The sequence below is a fragment of the Pseudomonas sp. genome (assembly GCF_030698175.1).
In the GTDB taxonomy this organism is placed as follows: Bacteria; Pseudomonadota; Gammaproteobacteria; order Pseudomonadales; family Pseudomonadaceae; genus Aquipseudomonas.
On sequence record NZ_JAUYNT010000017.1, the window covers coordinates 111,031 to 129,231 of the forward strand.

At 59.2% G+C, this 18,201-nt stretch carries 15 protein-coding genes; 10 read left to right on the forward strand and 5 right to left on the reverse strand.

Annotated features, from left to right (window positions below; translation table 11 throughout):
* Positions 1-10 precede the first annotated feature (10 nt).
* From murC to lpxC, 6 genes are all read left to right on the forward strand, one after another.
* Positions 11-1,432, forward strand: a complete 1,422-nt coding sequence (murC, locus tag Q8R10_RS08340) for a UDP-N-acetylmuramate--L-alanine ligase (protein WP_305652974.1) — start codon at positions 11-13, stop codon at positions 1,430-1,432.
* Entirely contained in the window at positions 1,429-2,391 is a 963-nt protein-coding gene (locus Q8R10_RS08345; protein WP_305652775.1) for a D-alanine--D-alanine ligase, read from the forward strand. The genes murC and Q8R10_RS08345 overlap by 4 nt, the downstream gene beginning before the upstream one ends.
* Before the next feature lie 4 nt (positions 2,392-2,395).
* Positions 2,396-3,271 (forward strand): cell division protein FtsQ/DivIB, encoded by an 876-nt coding sequence (locus tag Q8R10_RS08350; protein ID WP_305652777.1) that lies wholly within the window; start codon positions 2,396-2,398, stop codon positions 3,269-3,271.
* 20 nt (positions 3,272-3,291) lie between these two features.
* The gene (gene ftsA / locus Q8R10_RS08355) at positions 3,292-4,539 is read left to right on the forward strand and encodes a cell division protein FtsA (protein ID WP_305652779.1); all 1,248 of its coding nucleotides are present in this window, start codon (positions 3,292-3,294) and stop codon (positions 4,537-4,539) included.
* 55 nt (positions 4,540-4,594) lie between these two features.
* Positions 4,595-5,782 carry a cell division protein FtsZ gene (gene ftsZ, locus Q8R10_RS08360; protein WP_305652780.1) on the forward strand — a complete coding sequence of 396 codons (1,188 nt, stop codon included), beginning with the start codon at positions 4,595-4,597 and terminating at the stop codon, positions 5,780-5,782.
* Positions 5,783-5,894: 112 nt separating this feature from the next.
* The gene (gene lpxC / locus Q8R10_RS08365; protein ID WP_305652782.1) at positions 5,895-6,806 is read left to right on the forward strand and encodes a UDP-3-O-acyl-N-acetylglucosamine deacetylase; all 912 of its coding nucleotides are present in this window, start codon (positions 5,895-5,897) and stop codon (positions 6,804-6,806) included.
* Positions 6,807-6,882: 76 nt separating this feature from the next.
* Here lpxC and Q8R10_RS08370 read toward each other — a convergent pair whose 3' ends face one another.
* Positions 6,883-7,344 (reverse strand): DciA family protein, encoded by a 462-nt coding sequence (locus Q8R10_RS08370; RefSeq protein ID WP_305652784.1) that lies wholly within the window; start codon positions 7,342-7,344, stop codon positions 6,883-6,885.
* Positions 7,345-7,569: 225 nt separating this feature from the next.
* Between Q8R10_RS08370 and secA the strand changes: the two genes are divergently transcribed.
* The 4 genes from secA to Q8R10_RS08390 all read left to right on the forward strand — a co-directional run bounded on the left by secA (position 7,570) and on the right by Q8R10_RS08390 (position 13,417).
* Positions 7,570-10,308 carry a preprotein translocase subunit SecA gene (secA, locus tag Q8R10_RS08375; protein ID WP_305652786.1) on the forward strand — a complete coding sequence of 913 codons (2,739 nt, stop codon included), beginning with the start codon at positions 7,570-7,572 and terminating at the stop codon, positions 10,306-10,308.
* A gap of 178 nt (positions 10,309-10,486) precedes the next feature.
* Positions 10,487-11,704: a bifunctional glutamate N-acetyltransferase/amino-acid acetyltransferase ArgJ gene (gene argJ, locus Q8R10_RS08380; RefSeq protein ID WP_305652788.1), complete on the forward strand. Its 1,218-nt coding sequence runs from the start codon at positions 10,487-10,489 to the stop codon at positions 11,702-11,704.
* 139 nt (positions 11,705-11,843) lie between these two features.
* The gene (locus Q8R10_RS08385) at positions 11,844-12,476 is read left to right on the forward strand and encodes a glutathione S-transferase family protein (RefSeq protein ID WP_305652790.1); all 633 of its coding nucleotides are present in this window, start codon (positions 11,844-11,846) and stop codon (positions 12,474-12,476) included.
* The gene (locus Q8R10_RS08390) at positions 12,473-13,417 is read left to right on the forward strand and encodes a Nudix family hydrolase (protein WP_305652792.1); all 945 of its coding nucleotides are present in this window, start codon (positions 12,473-12,475) and stop codon (positions 13,415-13,417) included. The genes Q8R10_RS08385 and Q8R10_RS08390 overlap by 4 nt, the downstream gene beginning before the upstream one ends.
* A gap of 14 nt (positions 13,418-13,431) precedes the next feature.
* Here the strand turns inward: Q8R10_RS08390 and Q8R10_RS08395 are convergent, their stop codons facing one another.
* From Q8R10_RS08395 to Q8R10_RS08410, 4 genes are all read right to left on the reverse strand, one after another.
* The gene (locus Q8R10_RS08395) at positions 13,432-14,013 is read right to left on the reverse strand and encodes a cob(I)yrinic acid a,c-diamide adenosyltransferase (RefSeq protein ID WP_305652793.1); all 582 of its coding nucleotides are present in this window, start codon (positions 14,011-14,013) and stop codon (positions 13,432-13,434) included.
* 2 nt (positions 14,014-14,015) lie between these two features.
* Positions 14,016-16,034 (reverse strand): ATP-binding protein, encoded by a 2,019-nt coding sequence (locus Q8R10_RS08400; RefSeq protein ID WP_305652794.1) that lies wholly within the window; start codon positions 16,032-16,034, stop codon positions 14,016-14,018.
* A 50-nt stretch (positions 16,035-16,084) separates the two neighbouring features.
* Complete coding sequence (locus tag Q8R10_RS08405; RefSeq protein WP_305652795.1) at positions 16,085-16,996, reverse strand: putative 2-dehydropantoate 2-reductase; 912 nt, start codon at positions 16,994-16,996, stop codon at positions 16,085-16,087.
* Between the two features lie 84 nt (positions 16,997-17,080).
* Positions 17,081-18,046 carry a response regulator gene (locus tag Q8R10_RS08410; RefSeq protein WP_305652797.1) on the reverse strand — a complete coding sequence of 322 codons (966 nt, stop codon included), beginning with the start codon at positions 18,044-18,046 and terminating at the stop codon, positions 17,081-17,083.
* Positions 18,047-18,201: the final 155 nt, after the last annotated feature.

Here is an 18,201-nt window from a genome sequence, read left to right on the forward strand (position 1 = left end):
GCAGCCGGAAATGCGCCGGATTCGCCGGATTCACTTCGTCGGTATCGGCGGTGTGGGCATGTGTGGCATCGCCGAGGTGTTGCTGAACCTCGGTTATGAGGTGTCCGGTTCGGACCTCAAGGCCTCAACCGTGACTGAGCGTCTGGAGTCCTTCGGCGCGCAAGTGTTTATCGGCCACCGCGCCGAGAACGCCGCCACGGCTGACGTGATAGTGGTCTCCAGCGCCGTTAATACCACCAATCCGGAAGTGGCGACTGCTATCGCTCGGCGTATCCCGGTGGTGCCACGTGCCGAGATGCTGGCCGAGCTGATGCGTTATCGGCATGGCATCGCCGTGGCCGGTACCCATGGCAAGACCACCACCACCAGTTTGATTGCCTCGGTGTTTGCCGCCGGCGGCCTGGACCCGACTTTTGTCATCGGCGGCCGCTTGAATGCGGCCGGCACCAATGCGCAGCTGGGTGCCAGCCGTTATCTGGTGGCCGAAGCCGACGAAAGCGACGCGAGCTTCTTGCACCTGCAGCCGATGGTCGCGGTAGTCACCAATATCGACGCCGACCATATGAGCACCTATGGCGGCGACTTCAACAAGTTGAAGAAAACCTTCGTCGAGTTTCTGCACAACTTGCCGTTTTATGGCTTGGCGGTGGTCTGTATCGATGACCCCCATGTGCGTGAAATTCTGCCGCTGATTGCCCGCCCGACCATTACCTATGGCCTGAGCGAAGACGCCGACGTGCGGGCGATCAATATTCGCCAAGCCGGCATGCAGACCCACTTTACCGTGCTGCGTCCGGGCCGCGAGCCGCTGGCGGTGTCGGTGAATATGCCGGGCAATCACAACGTCTTGAACTCCCTGGCGACCATCGCCATTGCCACCGACGAGGGCGTCGATGACACCGCCATCGCCCAGGGTTTGTCTGGCTTTCAAGGCGTTGGTCGGCGCTTTCAGGTGTATGGCGAATTGCCGGTGGACGGTGGCAGCGTGATGTTGGTCGACGATTATGGTCACCACCCACGGGAAGTGGCGGCGGTGATTAAGGCCGTACGTGGTGGTTGGCCTGAGCGCCGGCTGGTGATGGTTTATCAGCCGCACCGCTATAGCCGTACCAGTGACCTGTATGAAGATTTTGTCCAGGTCCTGGGCGACGCCAATGTGTTGCTGTTGATGGAAGTTTATCCGGCGGGCGAAGCACCGATTCCCGGCGCTGACAGCCGTCATCTGTGCCGCAGTATTCGCCAGCGCGGCCAGCTTGACCCTATCTATATCGAACGCGGCATCGACCTGGCGCCGCTGGTTAAACCCTTGCTGCGCGCCGGTGACATTCTGTTGTGTCAGGGCGCTGGCGATATTGGCGGGCTGGCCCCGCAACTGATTAAGCACCCGCTGTTTGCCGTGAGCGCTGAGACAAAACCTGAGGAATCGAAATGACTGTTGCGACGCCATCTACTGCCCAAGCCAGCACTCTCGACCCAAAAGTTTTTGGTCGGGTCGCTGTGCTGTTTGGTGGCAAAAGTGCGGAGCGTGAGGTTTCGCTGAAGTCTGGTGCGGCAGTGCTAGAGGCGCTGCTGGCTGGCGGTGTGGATGCTTTCGGTATCGACGTTGGGGCGGATTTTTTACAGCGTCTGGTCAGCGAGAAAATTGATCGGGCCTTTATCGTCTTGCACGGTCGCGGCGGTGAAGACGGCAGCATGCAAGGGCTGCTGGAGTGCCTGGAAATTCCTTACACCGGCAGCGGCGTATTGGCCTCGGCGTTGGCGATGGACAAACTGCGCACCAAGCAGGTTTGGCAAAGCCTGGGCTTGTCGACGCCCCTGCATGCGACGTTGAACAGCACTGGCGACTGTGAATCGGCGGCTGCTGAGCTGGGTTTCCCGTTGATTGTGAAACCGGCCCACGAAGGCTCCAGCATCGGCATGGCCAAAGTGAGCAACTTGGCTGAGTTGATCGCCGCCTGGCGCGATGCCAGCCAGTACGACTCGCAAGTCTTGGTTGAGCAGTGGATCAGCGGCCCGGAATTCACCATCGCCATGCTGCGTGGCCAAGTGCTGCCACCGATTGCCTTGGGCACCAGCCACAGCTTTTACGATTACGACGCCAAGTACCTGGCCAATGACACCCAGTACCGGGTGCCGTGCGGGCTGGCGGCGGACAAAGAAGCCGAGCTGAAAACCCTGACTGCCCAAGCTTGTGAGGCGGTGGGCACGCAGGGTTGGGCGCGCGCCGATGTGATGCAAGACGCCAGCGGCAAGTTTTGGTTGCTGGAGGTTAATACCGTGCCGGGCATGACCGACCACAGCCTGGTGCCGATGGCGGCCCGCGCCGCCGGTCTGGATTTTCAGCAGTTGGTATTGGCGATTTTGGCCGACAGTCTAGAGCGTCGAGGTTAAGTTTATGCACAGCGCCACGCTGCGTTACGCGCAACCACAACTCGATCGTGCTCCGCTGCGCAAGCCGGCAGCGCGGGGTGCCAGCCGTCTGGTGGCGGAACAGCCACTGGCAGCGCGGCGACCCAAAGCGGATCTCAGTGGGCTTAAGCGCTTGTTGTGGCCGCTGCTGCTGCTGGCCTTGGGGCTTGGCACTTACACCCTGGCGCAGCGCGTGCTGCCCTATGCCGATCGGCCGATTAGCCAGGTGAGCGTGCAAGGCGAGTTGAGCTATATCAGCCAGCAAGCGGTGCAGCAGCGCATTGCTCCTTATATCTCCGCGAGCTTTTTTACCGTGGATCTGGCCGCGATGCGCAGCGAGCTTGAGCAAATGCCCTGGATCGCCCATGCCGAAGTTCGGCGGATTTGGCCGGATCAGTTGTCTATCCAACTGGAAGAGCAATTGCCGGTGGCCCGCTGGGGCAATGAGGCGCTGCTGAATAACCAGGGTCAGGCCTTTACCCCGCGTGAATTGGCCAATTATGAGAACTTGCCACAGTTGTTTGGGCCGCAACGGGCCCAGCAAACGGTGATGCAGCAATACCAATTGTTCAGTCAAATGTTGCGGCCGCTGGGCTTCTCGGTGGCGCAACTGGAATTGCGTGAGCGCGGCAGTTGGTTTCTGACCACCGGTGTGAACAGCAGCGGGCAAAGTATCGAGCTGTTACTGGGGCGTGATCACCTGCTGGAAAAAATGCGTCGGTTTGTGGCCGTCTATGAAAAGACCTTAAAGCCAGAAATCGCCAATATTGCCCATATCGACCTGCGTTACGCTAACGGCCTTGCCGTCGGCTGGCGCCAGCCGCTACTGGGTGCGGCGACTAATGTTGTCGCCGCCAAGTGACTAAGGAGAAGGCAAGAACCATGGCAAATGTGCAGAGCGGCAAGATGATCGTCGGCCTGGACATCGGCACCTCCAAAGTGGTGGCGCTGGTGGGCGAGGTGACGAGCGATGGTCAGCTGGAAATTATCGGCATTGGCACCCATCCCTCGCGCGGCCTGAAACGCGGCGTGGTGGTGAATATCGAATCGACCGTGCAATCGATTCAGCGCGCCATTGAAGAAGCGCAATTAATGGCCGGCTGCCGGATTCATTCGGCCTTTGTTGGGGTGGCCGGTAATCATATTCGCAGTTTAAATTCCCACGGTATTGTGGCCATCCGTGATCGTGAAGTTAGCCAGGCGGATTTAGAGCGAGTACTGGATGCCGCACAGGCAGTTGCTATTCCGGCGGATCAGCGGGTGCTGCATACCTTGCCGCAAGATTATGTAATTGATAACCAGGAGGGCGTGCGTGAACCTTTGGGCATGTCCGGGGTCCGCTTAGAAGCCAAAGTGCATGTAGTAACCTGCGCGGTGAATGCTGCGCAAAATATCGAGAAGTGTGTGCGGCGCTGCGGTTTGGAAGTTGACGACATTATTCTCGAACAATTGGCCTCGGCGTATTCGGTATTGACCGAGGACGAAAAAGAATTAGGCGTATGTTTGGTCGATATTGGTGGTGGCACTACTGATATCGCGATCTTTACCGAAGGTGCGATACGTCACACTGCGGTAATTCCGGTGGCCGGTGACCAGGTAACTAATGATATTGCCATGGCATTACGCACCCCCACCCAGTATGCGGAAGAGATTAAAATTCGGTATGCTTGTGCTCTGGCCAAGCTGGCCGGCGCCGGGGAAACGATCAAGGTTCCCAGTGTTGGTGATCGCCCACCGCGTGAGTTATCACGGCAAGCCTTGGCCGAAGTAGTTGAACCACGTTACGACGAACTATTTACCTTGATTCAAGCGGAATTACGTCGTAGCGGTTATGAGGATTTGATTCCGGCCGGTATTGTTCTTACCGGTGGCACGGCAAAAATGGAAGGTGCGGTCGAATTGGCCGAAGAGATATTTCACATGCCGGTGCGTTTGGGTGTTCCACACAGTGTCAAGGGATTGGCTGACGTTGTGCGTAATCCGATTTATTCCACTGGCGTGGGTTTATTGCTGTATGGCCTGCAAAAACAGACCGACGGTATATCGATGTTTAGCGGTAGTAGTTTTAGTGATGAGCCGAAAACACCGATACTGGAAAGACTGAAACGCTGGGTCCAAGGCAATTTCTAAAAGTTTCACCGTGGTTGTGGTAGGCGATATAACTAGAAAGTAAAAGGAGAGGGGAATGTTCGAACTCGTAGACAGCGTCCCGCAGAGCGCCGTTATTAAAGTTATCGGTGTGGGCGGTGGTGGCGGCAATGCCGTGAACCACATGGTACAAAACAACATTCAGGGTGTTGAGTTTATTTGCGCCAATACCGATGCGCAGGCACTGCGCAAGGTTGGGGCAAAAACCATTCTGCAGTTGGGTACTGCAATCACCAAAGGCTTGGGCGCCGGGACTAATCCTGAGATCGGCCGCCAGGCTGCCATGGAAGACCGCGAGCGCATCATCGATGTGCTGCAAGGTGCTGACATGGTGTTTATCACCACCGGCATGGGCGGCGGTACCGGTACCGGTGCGGCGCCGATCATTGCGCAAATCGCCAAAGAAATGGGCATCCTCACCGTTGCAGTGGTGACGCGGCCATTCCCTTTCGAGGGCAAGAAACGCATGCAGGTTGCCGATGAAGGCATTCGTGCGTTGTCCGAATGCGTCGACTCGCTGATCACCATCCCCAACGAGAAGCTGCTGACCATTCTCGGTAAAGACGCCAGCTTGCTGTCCGCTTTTGCCAAGGCCGATGACGTGCTCACCGGCGCTGTGCGCGGGATCTCCGACATCATGCTGCGTGAAGGCTTGATGAACGTCGACTTCGCCGACGTGCGCACCGTGATGAGCGAAATGGGTATGGCGATGATGGGCACTGGCTGCGCCAGCGGTCCGAACCGCGCCCGTGAAGCCACCGAAGCGGCGATTCGCAATCCGTTGCTGGAAGACGTCAACCTGCAAGGCGCGCGCGGCATTCTGGTCAACATCACCGCTGGCCTCGATCTGTCGTTGGGTGAGTACGCCGCGGTTGGCGAAATCATCGAAGCTTTCGCTTCCGAGCACGCCACCGTTAAGGTCGGCGCGGTCATCGACCCAGACATGCGCGATGAGCTGCATGTGACTGTGGTGGCGACCGGCTTGGGCGCGAAAATCGAGAAGCCAGTCAAGGTGATCGACAACACCGTGCATGCAGTTCCATCGTCTGCGTCGAGTTCGGCGGCGCGTCAAGAGCATGCGGCGGTTAACTATCGCGACCTGGATCGGCCAACCGTTATGCGTAATCAGACCAGCGCCAGCGCTGCAACTGCCGCCAAGCTTAATCCCCATGATGATTTGGATTATCTGGACATCCCGGCTTTCTTGCGGCGTCAGGCTGACTGATGAAATGTACGGCAAGCTTTGGGACGATTGATGTTCAGCGAGGGGCGGTTCTGCTATCATCGCCGACCTTCGTTGAAAACAATTCGCAATTAGCGCGCATACGGCCCAAGCCATGATCAAACAACGCACCTTGAAAAACATCATCCGCGCGACTGGCGTCGGTCTGCACTCAGGGGAGAAGGTTTACCTGACCCTGAAACCTGCGCCAGTTGACACCGGTATCGTGTTTCGTCGCACCGATTTAGACCCCGTGGTTGAAATCCCCGCCCGCGCGGAAAATGTCGGTGACACCACGCTTTCGACCACGCTGGTCAAAGGCGACGTTAAGGTCGACACGGTAGAGCACTTGCTTTCGGCCATGGCAGGCCTGGGCATCGATAACGCCTACGTCGAGCTCTCCGCGTCAGAAGTACCGATCATGGACGGCAGCGCCGGTCCCTTTGTGTTTTTGATCCAGTCAGCTGGGTTGGAAGAGCAAGAAGCGGCCAAGAAGTTCATTCGTATCAAGCGTGAAGTAACGGTGGAAGATGGCGATAAACGCGCCACCTTCCTGCCGTTTGAGGGTTTTAAAGTCGGTTTTGAAATCGATTTTGATCACCCGGTATTTCTCAATCGCACCCAATCGGCCAGTGTGGACTTTTCCAGCACCTCCTTTGTTAAGGAAGTTAGCCGGGCGCGGACCTTTGGTTTTATGCGTGACATCGAGTTCCTCCGTTCGCAGAACCTGGCGCTCGGCGGCAGTGTGGCTAACGCCATTGTGGTCGATGAGTTTCGCGTACTAAACGAAGACGGCCTGCGTTATGAGGACGAATTCGTTAAGCACAAGATTCTCGATGCCATTGGCGATCTGTACCTGCTGGGTAACAGTTTGATTGGCGAGTTTCGCGGCTTCAAGTCGGGTCATGCCCTGAACAATCAATTGTTGCGCAGTTTGATTGCCCAGCAAGATGCTTGGGAAGTCGTGACTTTCGATGATGCGAACGACGCGCCAATCTCCTACATGCGCCCGGTTGCGGCGGTGTAAGCAGTACCCGCTTTATCTCCTTATTAAGGCCACCTGCGGGTGGCCTTTTTTTATCGGAAAAATAAACCTTGCCCCGCTATTCGGCGTTGGTTTTTTTGCCATGGCTGGCCAGGCGTTCGAGCGCCGCACGCAAGTTGGGATCGGTGATGCCTTCGGCGGTGGTCTGGATGCTTTCGGCGGCGCAACTGGACAGTTCGATGCTGCGATTGGGCGTGCCGGTTTGGGTGGTTGGCGGTTGCACTTTAAATAAAATTCGCTGCAGGCCGGCAAATTCGTCGAGTTGCTGCAATTGCCGCAGCAGGCGGCGCTGCTGATAGCGCAGGCGCGTGGCCCAGTTGCCGTCGGTGACAATTAGCAGCAAACAGCCTTCGCGCCACGACGCCAGATGGCAGTATTCGCGGGCTGCGGGCTGCAGCTGGCTTTCCAGCAAACGTTGCAGTTGAGTCAGGCGCTGGGCGGCGCTGAATAAGGCTTTCAGCGGTTTCGCCTCGCGCAACATGGCGGCGGGCGCGCGAGCAGGCAGTGGGCGAAAGGCCATGGCGGGTTGTCTCGGTGAGCAAAAAGCCATGGTAGCAGAATGACCAAGGCCAGCTTGCGCTGACTGCTTGGCGGCCGGCTTGGCGGGTGTGTTGCGCTTGGGTGATTGAGCGGCTTTCTTCAACGACATTTCCGAGTAGAATGCTGCCTTCGCAAGCGGCCATGAGGGCTGCGCGGGTGTCCTGACGGTCACTCTTCATCCATACGCGTGGAAGAATCTGTCGATATGTTTGCACCTTTGTTAAAGAAACTCTTTGGTAGCCAGAACGAGCGTGAAGTTAAGCGCATGCTCAAAACTGTGCAGATCGTTAACGCCTTTGAAGAGCAAATGCTCGGCCTTAGCGATGAGCAGTTGCGTGGCAAAACGCAAGAGTTCAAGGCGCGTTTGGCCAAAGGTGAAAGTCTCGATCAACTCCTGCCGGAAGCCTTTGCCGTAGCCCGTGAGGCCGGTAAGCGGGTGATGGGCATGCGTCACTTCGACGTGCAGTTGGTCGGCGGCATGACCCTGCACGAGGGCCGCATCGCCGAGATGCGTACCGGTGAAGGCAAGACCCTGGTGGCGACCCTGGCCGTGTACCTGAATGCGCTGGAAGGCAAAGGCGTGTACGTGGTCACGGTCAACGACTACCTAGCGCGTCGCGATGCCAACTGGATGCGCCCGCTGTATGAGTTCCTCGGTCTGAGCGTTGGCATAGTCACGCCCTTTATGGACCCAGTGGAAAAGCGCGCCGCCTATGCCGCCGACATCACCTACGGCACCAACAACGAATTTGGTTTCGATTACCTGCGCGACAATATGGCTTTCAGCCTGGATGAAAAATTCCAGCGTGAGCTGAATTTCGCCGTAATCGACGAAGTTGACTCCATTTTGATCGACGAAGCGCGTACTCCGCTGATCATCTCGGGGCAGGCAGAAGACAGCTCCGCGCTTTATACCCAGATCAATCTGCTGATTCCGCAGTTGAAGTTGCACGTTGAAGAAGTCGAAGGCGTGGTCACTCAAGAAGGCCATTACAGCCTCGATGAGAAGACCCGTCAGGTTGAGCTGAACGAGCAAGGCCACCAGTTCATCGAAGATCTTCTGACCGCCAATGGTTTGCTGGCCGAGGGCGAAAGCCTCTATTCGGCGCATAACCTCGGCTTGCTGACCCATGTGTACTCGGGCCTGCGCGCGCACAAATTGTTCCATCGCGATGTCGAATACATCGTGCAAAAAGATCAGGTCATGCTGATCGACGAACACACCGGCCGCACCATGCCGGGCCGACGTTTGTCCGAGGGTTTGCACCAGGCCATCGAAGCCAAAGAAGGTCTGCCGATTCAGGCCGAGAGCCAGACACTGGCCTCGACCACCTTCCAGAACTACTTCCGCCTGTACAAGAAGCTCTCCGGTATGACCGGTACGGCCGATACCGAGGCGTTTGAATTCCAGCAGATCTACGGCCTGACCGTGGTGGTGATTCCGACCAACAAGCCTTTGGGTCGTAAAGACTTCAATGACCTGGTCTACATGACTCAGGACGAGAAGTACGCCGCCATCATCACCGACATTCAGGAATCTTTGGCTGAAGGTCGCCCGGTGCTGGTCGGGACTGCGACCATCGACAGCTCCGAGTACGTCTCCAACCTGCTCAACAAGGCCGGTATCGAGCACAAGGTTCTGAACGCCAAGTTCCACGAGAAAGAAGCCGAGATCATCGCCCAGGCCGGTCGCCCTGGCGCCCTGACCATTGCCACCAACATGGCCGGTCGTGGTACGGACATTCTGCTCGGCGGTAACTGGGAGGTCGAAGTGGCCGCCCTGGAGGACGCTACCCCTGAGCAAATCGCGCAAATCAAGAGCGACTGGCAGCAGCGTCATCAGCAGGTTATCGCCGCTGGGGGCTTGCATGTAATCGCCTCGGAACGCCATGAATCGCGGCGCATCGATAACCAGTTACGCGGCCGTGCCGGTCGTCAGGGTGACCCGGGCTCGAGCCGTTTCTACCTGTCGTTGGAAGACAGCCTGATGCGTATTTTCGCCTCGGACCGGGTTAAAGGCTTTATGAAAGCCCTCGGCATGCAGGCTGGTGAGGCCATCGAGCATCGCATGGTGACTAACGCCATCGAAAAAGCGCAGCGCAAAGTGGAAGGCCGTAACTTCGACATCCGCAAGCAATTGCTGGAGTTCGATGACGTCGCCAACGAGCAGCGCAAAGTGATCTATCACATGCGCAACAGCTTGCTGGCCGCCGATGATATTGGCGAGACCATTGCCGAGTTCCGTCAAGAGGCCCTCGACAACACCATGGTCGCGCACATTCCGCCGCAGTCGTTGCCCGAGCAGTGGGACATCGCCGGTCTGGAACAGGCCTTGTACAGCGATTACGGCCTGCGCTTGCCGATCCAACAGTGGCTCGACGACGACGACAAGCTCTACGAAGAGCCGTTGCGCGAGAAGATCAACCAGGAGCTGCTGGCCGCCTATCAAGAGAAAGAGCAGCAGGCCAGCCCAGAAGCGCTGCGCAGCTTTGAGAAGCAAATCTTGCTGCGCGTGCTGGATGACCTCTGGAAGGACCATCTGCAGACCATGGATCACCTGCGTCATGGCATACACCTGCGTGGCTATGCGCAGAAGAACCCGAAGCAAGAGTACAAACGCGAATCCTTCACCTTGTTCACCGAGCTGCTGAACTCGATCAAGCGTGACGCTATTCGCGTGCTATCCCATGTCCAGGTGCGCCAGAACGATCCGGCCGAGGAAGAGGCGCGGGCCCGTCACGAAGCCGAAGAATTGGCCAAGCGTATGCAGTTCGTGCATGCCGCTGCGCCAGGCTTAGATCTGCCCGAGGCCGACGAGTCGCAGGCGGATGACTCTGCGCAAGCGCAAGTGCAGGTGCGTAACGAGCCTAAGGTTGGCCGTAATGAAGCCTGCCCTTGCGGTTCGGGTAAAAAATATAAGCATTGCCACGGTCAAATTAGCTAAGGCTGGGTTGTTTATCTGCGCCGCGACCGGCTTTAGCCGCTCGCGGCGTTTTCACTTAAATATCGCCGCGCCGATGCGGTGTTTGATTCGAATCCTCCAGGCTCTTTGCGAGCGCCGCACACGCCGGCGCCGCAGAGCCTTGACGGGTTTTCGATGCTGACGACAAGGAGTTAATCGCATGGCTGTTGGTCTTGGTCCGCTTCCTACTTTGCACCCAGTGGCCGGTTTTGAGCTGGGGATTGCCTCGGCCGGCATCAAGCGCGAGGGTCGCAAAGACGTGGTGGTGATGCGTTGCGCCGAAGGCTCCAGCGTTGCCGGGGTGTTCACCCTCAATGCCTTTTGCGCCGCGCCGGTGATTCTTGCCCGCCAGCGGGTCAAGGGCGGCTCGCGTTATCTGCTGACCAATACCGGCAATGCCAATGCCGGTACCGGTGAGCCCGGCTTGTTAGCGGCCAGGCAAACCTGTGCCGCCTTGGCGCAGTTGGCTGGGGTCGACGAGCAGGCGATTTTGCCGTTCTCCACCGGGGTGATTGGCGAGCCGTTGCCGGTTGAGAAAATCATCGCAGCTTTACCTGCGGCCTTGGCCGATTTGTCCGAGCAGCACTGGGCTGAGGCGGCCACTGGCATCATGACCACCGACACCTTGCCCAAGGGCGCCAGTCGGCAGTTTGTACAGGATGGCGTGACCATTACCGTGACCGGTATTTCCAAGGGCGCCGGGATGATCCGGCCGAACATGGCGACCATGCTCGGCTATATCGCCACCGACGCCAAGGTCGCCCCCGCAGTGTTGCAAGACCTGCTCAGCGATGCGGCGAACAAGTCGTTCAACCGCATCACCATTGATGGCGATACCTCGACCAACGATTGCTGCATGCTGATCGCCACCGGCCAGGCCAATTTGCCGGAAGTCACCGAGACTCGCGGGCCGCTGTTCGCCGCGCTCAAACAGGCGGTGTTCGAGGTGTGCATGGACGTGGCCCAGGCCATTGTTCGTGATGGCGAAGGCGCGACCAAGTTCGTCACTGTGATCGTCAACGGCGGCGGCACTCATCAAGAATGTTTGGATGTGGGCTACACCGTGGCCCATTCGCCGCTGATTAAAACTGCACTGTTCGCCAGCGACCCGAACTGGGGGCGGATCCTGGCCGCCGTCGGCCGCGCCGGGGTGGATCAGTTGGATGTGGCGAAGATCGATGTGTTTATCGGCGAAGTCTGTATCGCCAGCCATGGCGCGCGCGCTGCCAGTTACACCGAGGAGCAGGGCGCGGCGGTGATGGCCGAGGCGGAAATCAGCATCCGCATCGAGCTGGGTCGCGGTACCTGCAGTGAGACCATCTGGACCACTGACCTGTCCCACGAATATGTGCGGATCAACGCCGAATACCGTTCCTGAGTCTTGCTCGAACAGTTGCTTTGAGCCTGACTATTCCCGTTACTCATGGGCCCATGAGTAACGGGAATTTGCTATTGCGCGGGGTGGCTTTTAAGGTTCAGTGACACCGGCAGTAACCTTCCGCGCTTGGAGCAAGTCCATGTCCCTGACCCTGATCATCGGCAACAAAAATTATTCCTCTTGGTCCCTGCGTGCCGGGTTGGCCATGGAGTTAGCCCAGGCACCCTATGACGAGGTGCTGATTCCGCTGGATCAGCCTGACACCCGTGCGCGGATTTTGGCCTACTCGCCAACTGCCAAGGTGCCGTTGCTGAATACCGAGGAGGGGCCGCTCTGGGACTCTTTGGCGATTGCCGAATACCTTGCCGAACGTTTCCCCGAGGCCCATCTGTGGCCATGCGGGCAGTATGCCCGTGGGGTGGCGCGCAGCGTCTGCGCCGAGATGCACAGTGGCTTTATGGCCTTGCGCACGCACTTGCCGATGGACCTTGCGCGCGAGGCGCCGTTGGCAAATATTCCAGACGATGCCCTGGCCGATATTCAGCGCGTATTTGAGCTATGGCGCTATTGCCGCGCGCGCTTTGGTGCCGACGGGGCCTTTCTGTTTGGCCACGTCACCATTGCCGATGCCTTCTATGCCCCGGTCGCCGCGCGCTTGCGCAGCTATCAGGTGGAGTTGCCGGCGCAGGCCGCGGCTTACGTGACCACCATTTACCAGTGGCCGGCCTTCCAGCGATGGTATCAGGCGGCCCTTAAGGAGCCTTTGCGGTGAAACGAGTACATGTGGCCGCCGCGGTGATTCGCGGTGCAGATGGACGCATCTTACTGGCGCGGCGCGCCGATCAGCAGCACCAGGGAGGGCTCTGGGAGTTTCCCGGTGGCAAGGTCGAGGCCGGTGAAACGGTGCTAGCGGCGCTGCGCCGTGAGCTGCATGAAGAACTGGGCATTAGGGTCACCAGCGCCCGGCCGCTGATCAAGGTGCAGCACGACTATCCCGACAAACAGATATTGCTGGATGTCTGGTTGGTCAGCGCTTTTAGCGGTGAGCCCCACGGCGCCGAGGGCCAGCCGTTGGCCTGGGTTTCGCCGCGGCAGTTGCCCGAGTATGAGTTCCCTGCGGCGAATGCGCCGATCGTGCAGGCCGCCCGCTTGCCAGCCCAGTACTTGATCAGCCCCGATGGCCTCGAGCCCAAGGCGGTGCTGCAAGGCATCCAGGCGGCAGTGGCCAGCGGTATCGGTTTGATTCAGTTGCGCGCGCCGAATGGCTACGACCCGCAGTACCGCGATTTGGCGGTCGATGCGGTGGGTCTGTGTGCCGGCAAGGCGCAATTGATGCTCAAGGGGCCGCTGGAGTGGTTGGGCGACTTCCCGGCGGCCGGCTGGCAGCTGTCGGCCAAGCAGTTACGTCAATACGCCGCCAAAGGCCGGCCGTTTCCTGCTGAACGCTGGTTGGCGGCCTCCTGTCACAACGCCGAAGAGTTGGCGTTGGCGGCGCAGATGGGCGTGGATTTCATCACCTTGTCGCCGTTGCAGCCGACCCTCACCCATCCAGATGCCGCACCCTTGGGCTGGGACTTAGCCCGCGAGCTGATCGGCGCCTGCAATCTGCCGGTATTTCTCTTGGGTGGCCTCAGCCCGCAGGATAGCGAGCGGGCGTGGCAGATTGGCGCCCAAGGGGTGGCCGGAATTCGCGCCTTCTGGCCGACTGTTTAAACGCTTCCGGGCGTTTAAGCGCTCGGCTTGCTTGCCGCCTGCCAGAGTATTTCCTTGATATTTTGCCGGCGGCCGATCAACCGGGCGGCGACAAAGAGTAAATCCGACAGTCGATTCAAATAGGCCAAACCAACGCCTTCAAGCGGCTCGACTGCGCTCAGTTGCTGGCAGCGGCGCTCGGCACTGCGGGCCAAACTGCGGCACAGGTGCGCTTGGGCAACCAGGCGCGAACCGCCGGGCAGGATGAAGTTTTCCAGTGCCCCCAGTTCTTCATTCCACAGGTCAATGGCGGCCTCCAGGCGGCTGATTTCCGGCTGCGCGAGCGCTTTGTATTCGGGCATCGCCAGCTCGCCGCCGAGATCGAACAGGCGATGCTGGCAGGGCGCGAGCACTTCGATCAGCTCGCTCAAACCCGGCCACATCGCCTCTTGGTCGGCCAGTTCGGCCAACAGCATGCCGAGCTGGCTGTTGAGGCTGTCGACCTCGCCCATCGCCTCGATGCGTGGGTGATCCTTGGCCACGCGGCGGCCATCGGCCAGGCCCGTTTCGCCGCCGTCGCCGGTGCGGGTGTAGATCTTGGAAAGGCGAAAACCCATGTTCAAACTCCTGGTTGCTCAACCACTTGCTGCAACGGCAGGCGCACGCTAAAGCAGCTGCCTTGGCCGAGTGTGGAGTGCACCTCCATCTGGCCTTTGTGGTTGTTGGTGATAATGAAGTAGGCCACGGACAGCCCAAGACCGGTGCCTTGGCCAATTTCCTTGGTGGTAAAAAACGGCTCGAAGATGCGTTTGCGTACCGCCTCGGGCATGCCGATGCCGTTGTCTTCGACCTGGATTTCCGCCCAGGGTGGGCTGAGCTTACAGCGCAAGACGATGCGTCCCGGCGGCCCACCTGCGGGGCGCTGATGAATCGCCTGGGCGGCGTTTTTCAGCAGGTTCAGCAGCACCTGTTCCAGCTCGTTGGCGGTGGCTGGCACGCTGCCCAGCTGCGGGTCGAACTCGCGCTGAATCTCCAGGCCCTTAAAGTCGAAGCCTTCGATCAGGTCAAAGTCATTGCCGGCGATTTCCACGGCTTGATTGATCAGCAGCGGCAATTGGCAGGCGCTGAGTTCGCGGCTGCTGAGGCGGCTAAAACTGAGCATATGGGTGACGATTTTCGCCGCCCGCGAGCCGGCTTGCGCAATGCCGTCGAGCAATTGCGGGATTTCCCGGCGGCTCAGGTAGTCGTTCACCGCGCTCAGTTCGACGCCGCTGTCGGCGGCCTGGGCGAGGTTTTTTGCCAGCTCGCTGGACAGCCGGCGACGAATGTTTTGCACGTTATGCAAAATCGCCCCCAGCGGGTTGTTAATCTCATGGGCCATGCCGGCCGCCAAGCCGCCGACCGAGAGCATTTTCTCCGATTGCACCATCAACTCTTCCATGACCAGGCGTTGGCTGATGTCATCGATGCGAATCACCACGCCACGGCCACTGCTGCCCACCAGGGGATAAAAGGTCAGGGCGAAGTGCTGCGGCTGATCATTTTTGCTCCAGGTTACCCGTTCGATTTTCTCTACCTGATGGCGTTCGTTGGTGCGCTTGAGTTGCTCGAGAAAAGGTTTGAGCGAGGGAAAGGCGAGGAAAATCGGCTGGTTCAGGGCCTGGTTCAGCGGTGTGCCGGAGAGCCGGCTGGCTTCCTGGTTCCACTGGGTGACGTAGAGTTGTTCATCCAGGGCGATCAGCGCCGAGGGCATCGAGTTGATGATGCTGTTGAGGTAATTCTGAAAGCCGGTGAGTTTTTTCTCGATCTTGTTACGGACCTGCACCTCCATTTCCAGTTTGCGGTTGGAGTGGCGGGTCAGCTTGGTCAGTTGCTGGGCTTCATCGCTGGCGGTTTGGGCGTCGTCACGGGCGCGTTTCAGTTCGTCTTCACGGGCCTGAATACGCGTCAGCATGGTGTTGAAGGCCTCTGCCAAACTGCCCAGTTCGTCGTTATTGCCGGGACGGGCGCGCAGGGCGTAGTTTTCTTGGTTGGTGACTTGCCGCGACAACTCCTCCAGGCGCCGGATGGGTTTAGTCACCAGGCTGCGTACCTGTCTGGCCACCACTAACCAGAGCAGCAGGCTCAGGCACAGAATCAACAGGCTGGCGGCCACTATGCCTTGGTAGAAGGCCGGCGACAGCTCGCTGGCGGCGACCAGTAACAGGTGCCCGGGGGCTTCTCCAGATTGCTCCAGCTCAACCAGATGCGCGGCGCCGTGGTTGTTCTGCAGCCAGCCTGGTACTTGCGCAAAATGCTCGGGCAGAGGCAGGGTGTCGTCGTGTTGCAACTCTGCCAGGCGCTGGCCGTCGTGGCCATACAAGGCGGCGCCGCGCAGTGCGGAAAACTCGCTGAGGTTGTTCAGTAACGCCTTGGCGCTGCTGTCTGAGACCAGTGCTGCGTGGCTCAGAGTGGGATTGCTGAGCAGCCGGCCGATACTGGTCAAGGCCTGGGGGTCAACGTTTTGCCGGGCAATCCAATAGACGGCGCTGACAAACACCAGATTCACCACCAGCAGCACTGTGCCCAGCAGCACCAAGAGCGCCGCGAGGAGTTTATGCCCAACGCTGAGGTTGGCTAGGGTCTGGCGCAGGGACATGGCGGGCGGCTAGCTGATCTTGGCGGGTGTTTGGCAGGGTAGCGCGGCTGCTAGTCGCTGGGCAATCCACGTGTGCGCAGATGGGCTGTCAGGCGTAAATGCAGGTCTTGCAGTTGCGGCAGGTGCAGCTGTTGGCGGCTTGCTGCGGCGCTGGCATAACCGAGCAAGTAGCTGATTTCGGTGCGTTGTTGGCGGCTGACATCTTGTTGCATGGAGGAGTAATTGGCCGCCGTGGCGTTAATCACCCGCAGCACTTCGGCGTGCAGATCAATGGCCGCGCTGGCTTGGTCGTTGGCCTGGAGCAGTGTGACCAGCTCGGCGCATAGGCTGCTGACTTCGGCTGAATAGTTCAGCAGCTCGCCGTTGCGGCAATTGTGCAGCACCGTCAGCGGGTTGATTGCGCAATTGATCGCCAGCTTGCGCCACAGCCGCGAGAGAATTTCCGCCGTCCACTGATGATTGATGCCGGCGGCTGTTAGTTGTGCAAGCCAGGCCGGCGGCGTTTCAGCGTCTGGGTCGCCGAGCCAGGTGTGGCCGGCGCCGGCAAATACCACGGTAAAGTCGCTTTGGCGAAACGCGCCCTCGGTGCTGCTGGCGAAAATGCAGCGCAAGGGTGCCAGTTGCTCGGCGACCTCTTGCTGGCTGCCGAGGCCATTTTGCAGCAGGATAACCTCAGCATTCGCGGCCAGGCGCGGCTTGAGCGCGCTGATGACGGCCGCGGCGTCATAGGCTTTGCAAGTCAGCAGCAGGCGCTGGATCGGTGTGCTGGCGTCGAGGGTTTCGGCTTCTATGGCATGCAGGCAGTGCTGGCCCTGCTCGATAAGCGTCAGTCCGCCGGCTTGCCGATAGGCGTTGAGCCGCGTCTGGTCGCGCAAAATCAATCGCACCGGCAAACCTGCGCGGGCCAGGCGCACGGCCCACAACGTGCCTAGGCTGCCGGCGCCCAATACGTGCCAGGTCATAGGGCTAATGCGCCATGGCCCAGCGCACGGCGCCGACTAGAAGTCCCCAGGCTGTCGGCGCCCAGTACATGCCAGCGCATGGATTTATTGGCTGGGCGACAGGCGTGCGGCGTTGATTCGGCCATGGTTGTACGCCTCAGGCAGCAGCTCGACGGCTTTGTCGATCAGGTCCTCGGGCGTTAGCGGCAGGGCGTTGGCGTCGAGGCCGACCAGGCTGATGCCGGCTTTGAGGGTGATAAAACCTTCGCTGGTTTTAAAGGCTTTGAGGTTTAAGCCCTCATGTAAGCGCTTGAAGCTGGTGGGTGAGCATTCCTGAATGTTTTCCAGCAGTGCAATCAGGCCGAAATGGCTGTCGTCCAACCGGGTTAATACGTCGAGCGGGCGCACATGCTGCTGCAATCGGCGGGCGACGCCATGCAGCAGTTCGCTGTGAAAGTCCTCGCCGTATTGCTCGCGCAACTGGCCGGCTTCCTGCAGGCCGATCAGCAGATAGCACAGTGCGCCGCCACGGGATTCTAGCTGCCGCAGGCTGTCGCTCAAACGTTGCTGAAGCAGGCGGGTGTTGCCCAGGCCGGTCAGCGGATCGATCAGGTTGCGTTGTTCGAGGCTGGAGATGTTCTGCGTCAGCAGGTGGTTTTCCTGCAGCAGGCGTTGCAGGGTGTTGCACAAACGGTCGGCGGCAAACACTCGCGGTACTAGCTGTTCGTGCATGGCGGCTTTATTGATGAAGTCATCGACGCCACTTTCAAAGGCCTCACCCAGGACGTTTTCGCCTTCGCGCCCGGTCAGCAAAATAATGTAGGTGTAATGATGGGTCATTTCGTCTTGTTGGCGAACCCGACTGGTCAGCTCTAAACCGTCAATCTCCGGCATCATCCAATCGGCCAGCAAGACACTGGCAGGACGTTGCTCTTGTAGGGTCAGGGCTTCGAGGGCGCTGCTGGCAAAACGTACATCGAGATAACCGGCCAGCTTCAGCGCGCGACCAATAATTGCGCTGGAGAACTTGGTGTCATCGACCACCAGAATGCTGAGGTGCGGGTTGGGCATTGAGGCGGCTCACTAAAGGGGCAAGAAAGAGGCAAGAAACGCCGGCGTTGAGCCGGTCTATACGGAGATGAACAGTTATAATGACTTCGCGTTTAAACCGTCAAGCCGGGAGACGTCCGTCCGTGACGTCGGTCGCGCCTTCTATCTGGCGCCTT

Excerpts from the sequence above, each read along its gene's own strand:
- ftsZ (WP_305652780.1), top strand. The coding sequence starts at position 4,595 with ATGTTCGAACTCGTAGACAGCGTCCCGCAGAGCGCCGTTATTAAAGTT.
- Q8R10_RS08410 (WP_305652797.1), bottom strand. The coding sequence starts at position 18,046 with ATGCCCAACCCGCACCTCAGCATTCTGGTGGTCGATGACACCAAGTTC.
- Q8R10_RS08405 (WP_305652795.1), bottom strand. The coding sequence starts at position 16,996 with ATGACCTGGCACGTATTGGGCGCCGGCAGCCTAGGCACGTTGTGGGCC.
- Q8R10_RS08395 (WP_305652793.1), bottom strand. The coding sequence starts at position 14,013 with ATGGGTTTTCGCCTTTCCAAGATCTACACCCGCACCGGCGACGGCGGC.
- secA (WP_305652786.1), top strand. The coding sequence starts at position 7,570 with ATGTTTGCACCTTTGTTAAAGAAACTCTTTGGTAGCCAGAACGAGCGT.
- Q8R10_RS08350 (WP_305652777.1), top strand. The coding sequence starts at position 2,396 with ATGCACAGCGCCACGCTGCGTTACGCGCAACCACAACTCGATCGTGCT.
- Q8R10_RS08385 (WP_305652790.1), top strand. The coding sequence starts at position 11,844 with ATGTCCCTGACCCTGATCATCGGCAACAAAAATTATTCCTCTTGGTCC.
- Q8R10_RS08400 (WP_305652794.1), bottom strand. The coding sequence starts at position 16,034 with ATGTCCCTGCGCCAGACCCTAGCCAACCTCAGCGTTGGGCATAAACTC.
- Q8R10_RS08370 (WP_305652784.1), bottom strand. The coding sequence starts at position 7,344 with ATGGCCTTTCGCCCACTGCCTGCTCGCGCGCCCGCCGCCATGTTGCGC.
- argJ (WP_305652788.1), top strand. The coding sequence starts at position 10,487 with ATGGCTGTTGGTCTTGGTCCGCTTCCTACTTTGCACCCAGTGGCCGGT.
- ftsA (WP_305652779.1), top strand. The coding sequence starts at position 3,292 with ATGGCAAATGTGCAGAGCGGCAAGATGATCGTCGGCCTGGACATCGGC.
- Q8R10_RS08345 (WP_305652775.1), top strand. The coding sequence starts at position 1,429 with ATGACTGTTGCGACGCCATCTACTGCCCAAGCCAGCACTCTCGACCCA.
- murC (WP_305652974.1), top strand. The coding sequence starts at position 11 with ATGCGCCGGATTCGCCGGATTCACTTCGTCGGTATCGGCGGTGTGGGC.
- lpxC (WP_305652782.1), top strand. The coding sequence starts at position 5,895 with ATGATCAAACAACGCACCTTGAAAAACATCATCCGCGCGACTGGCGTC.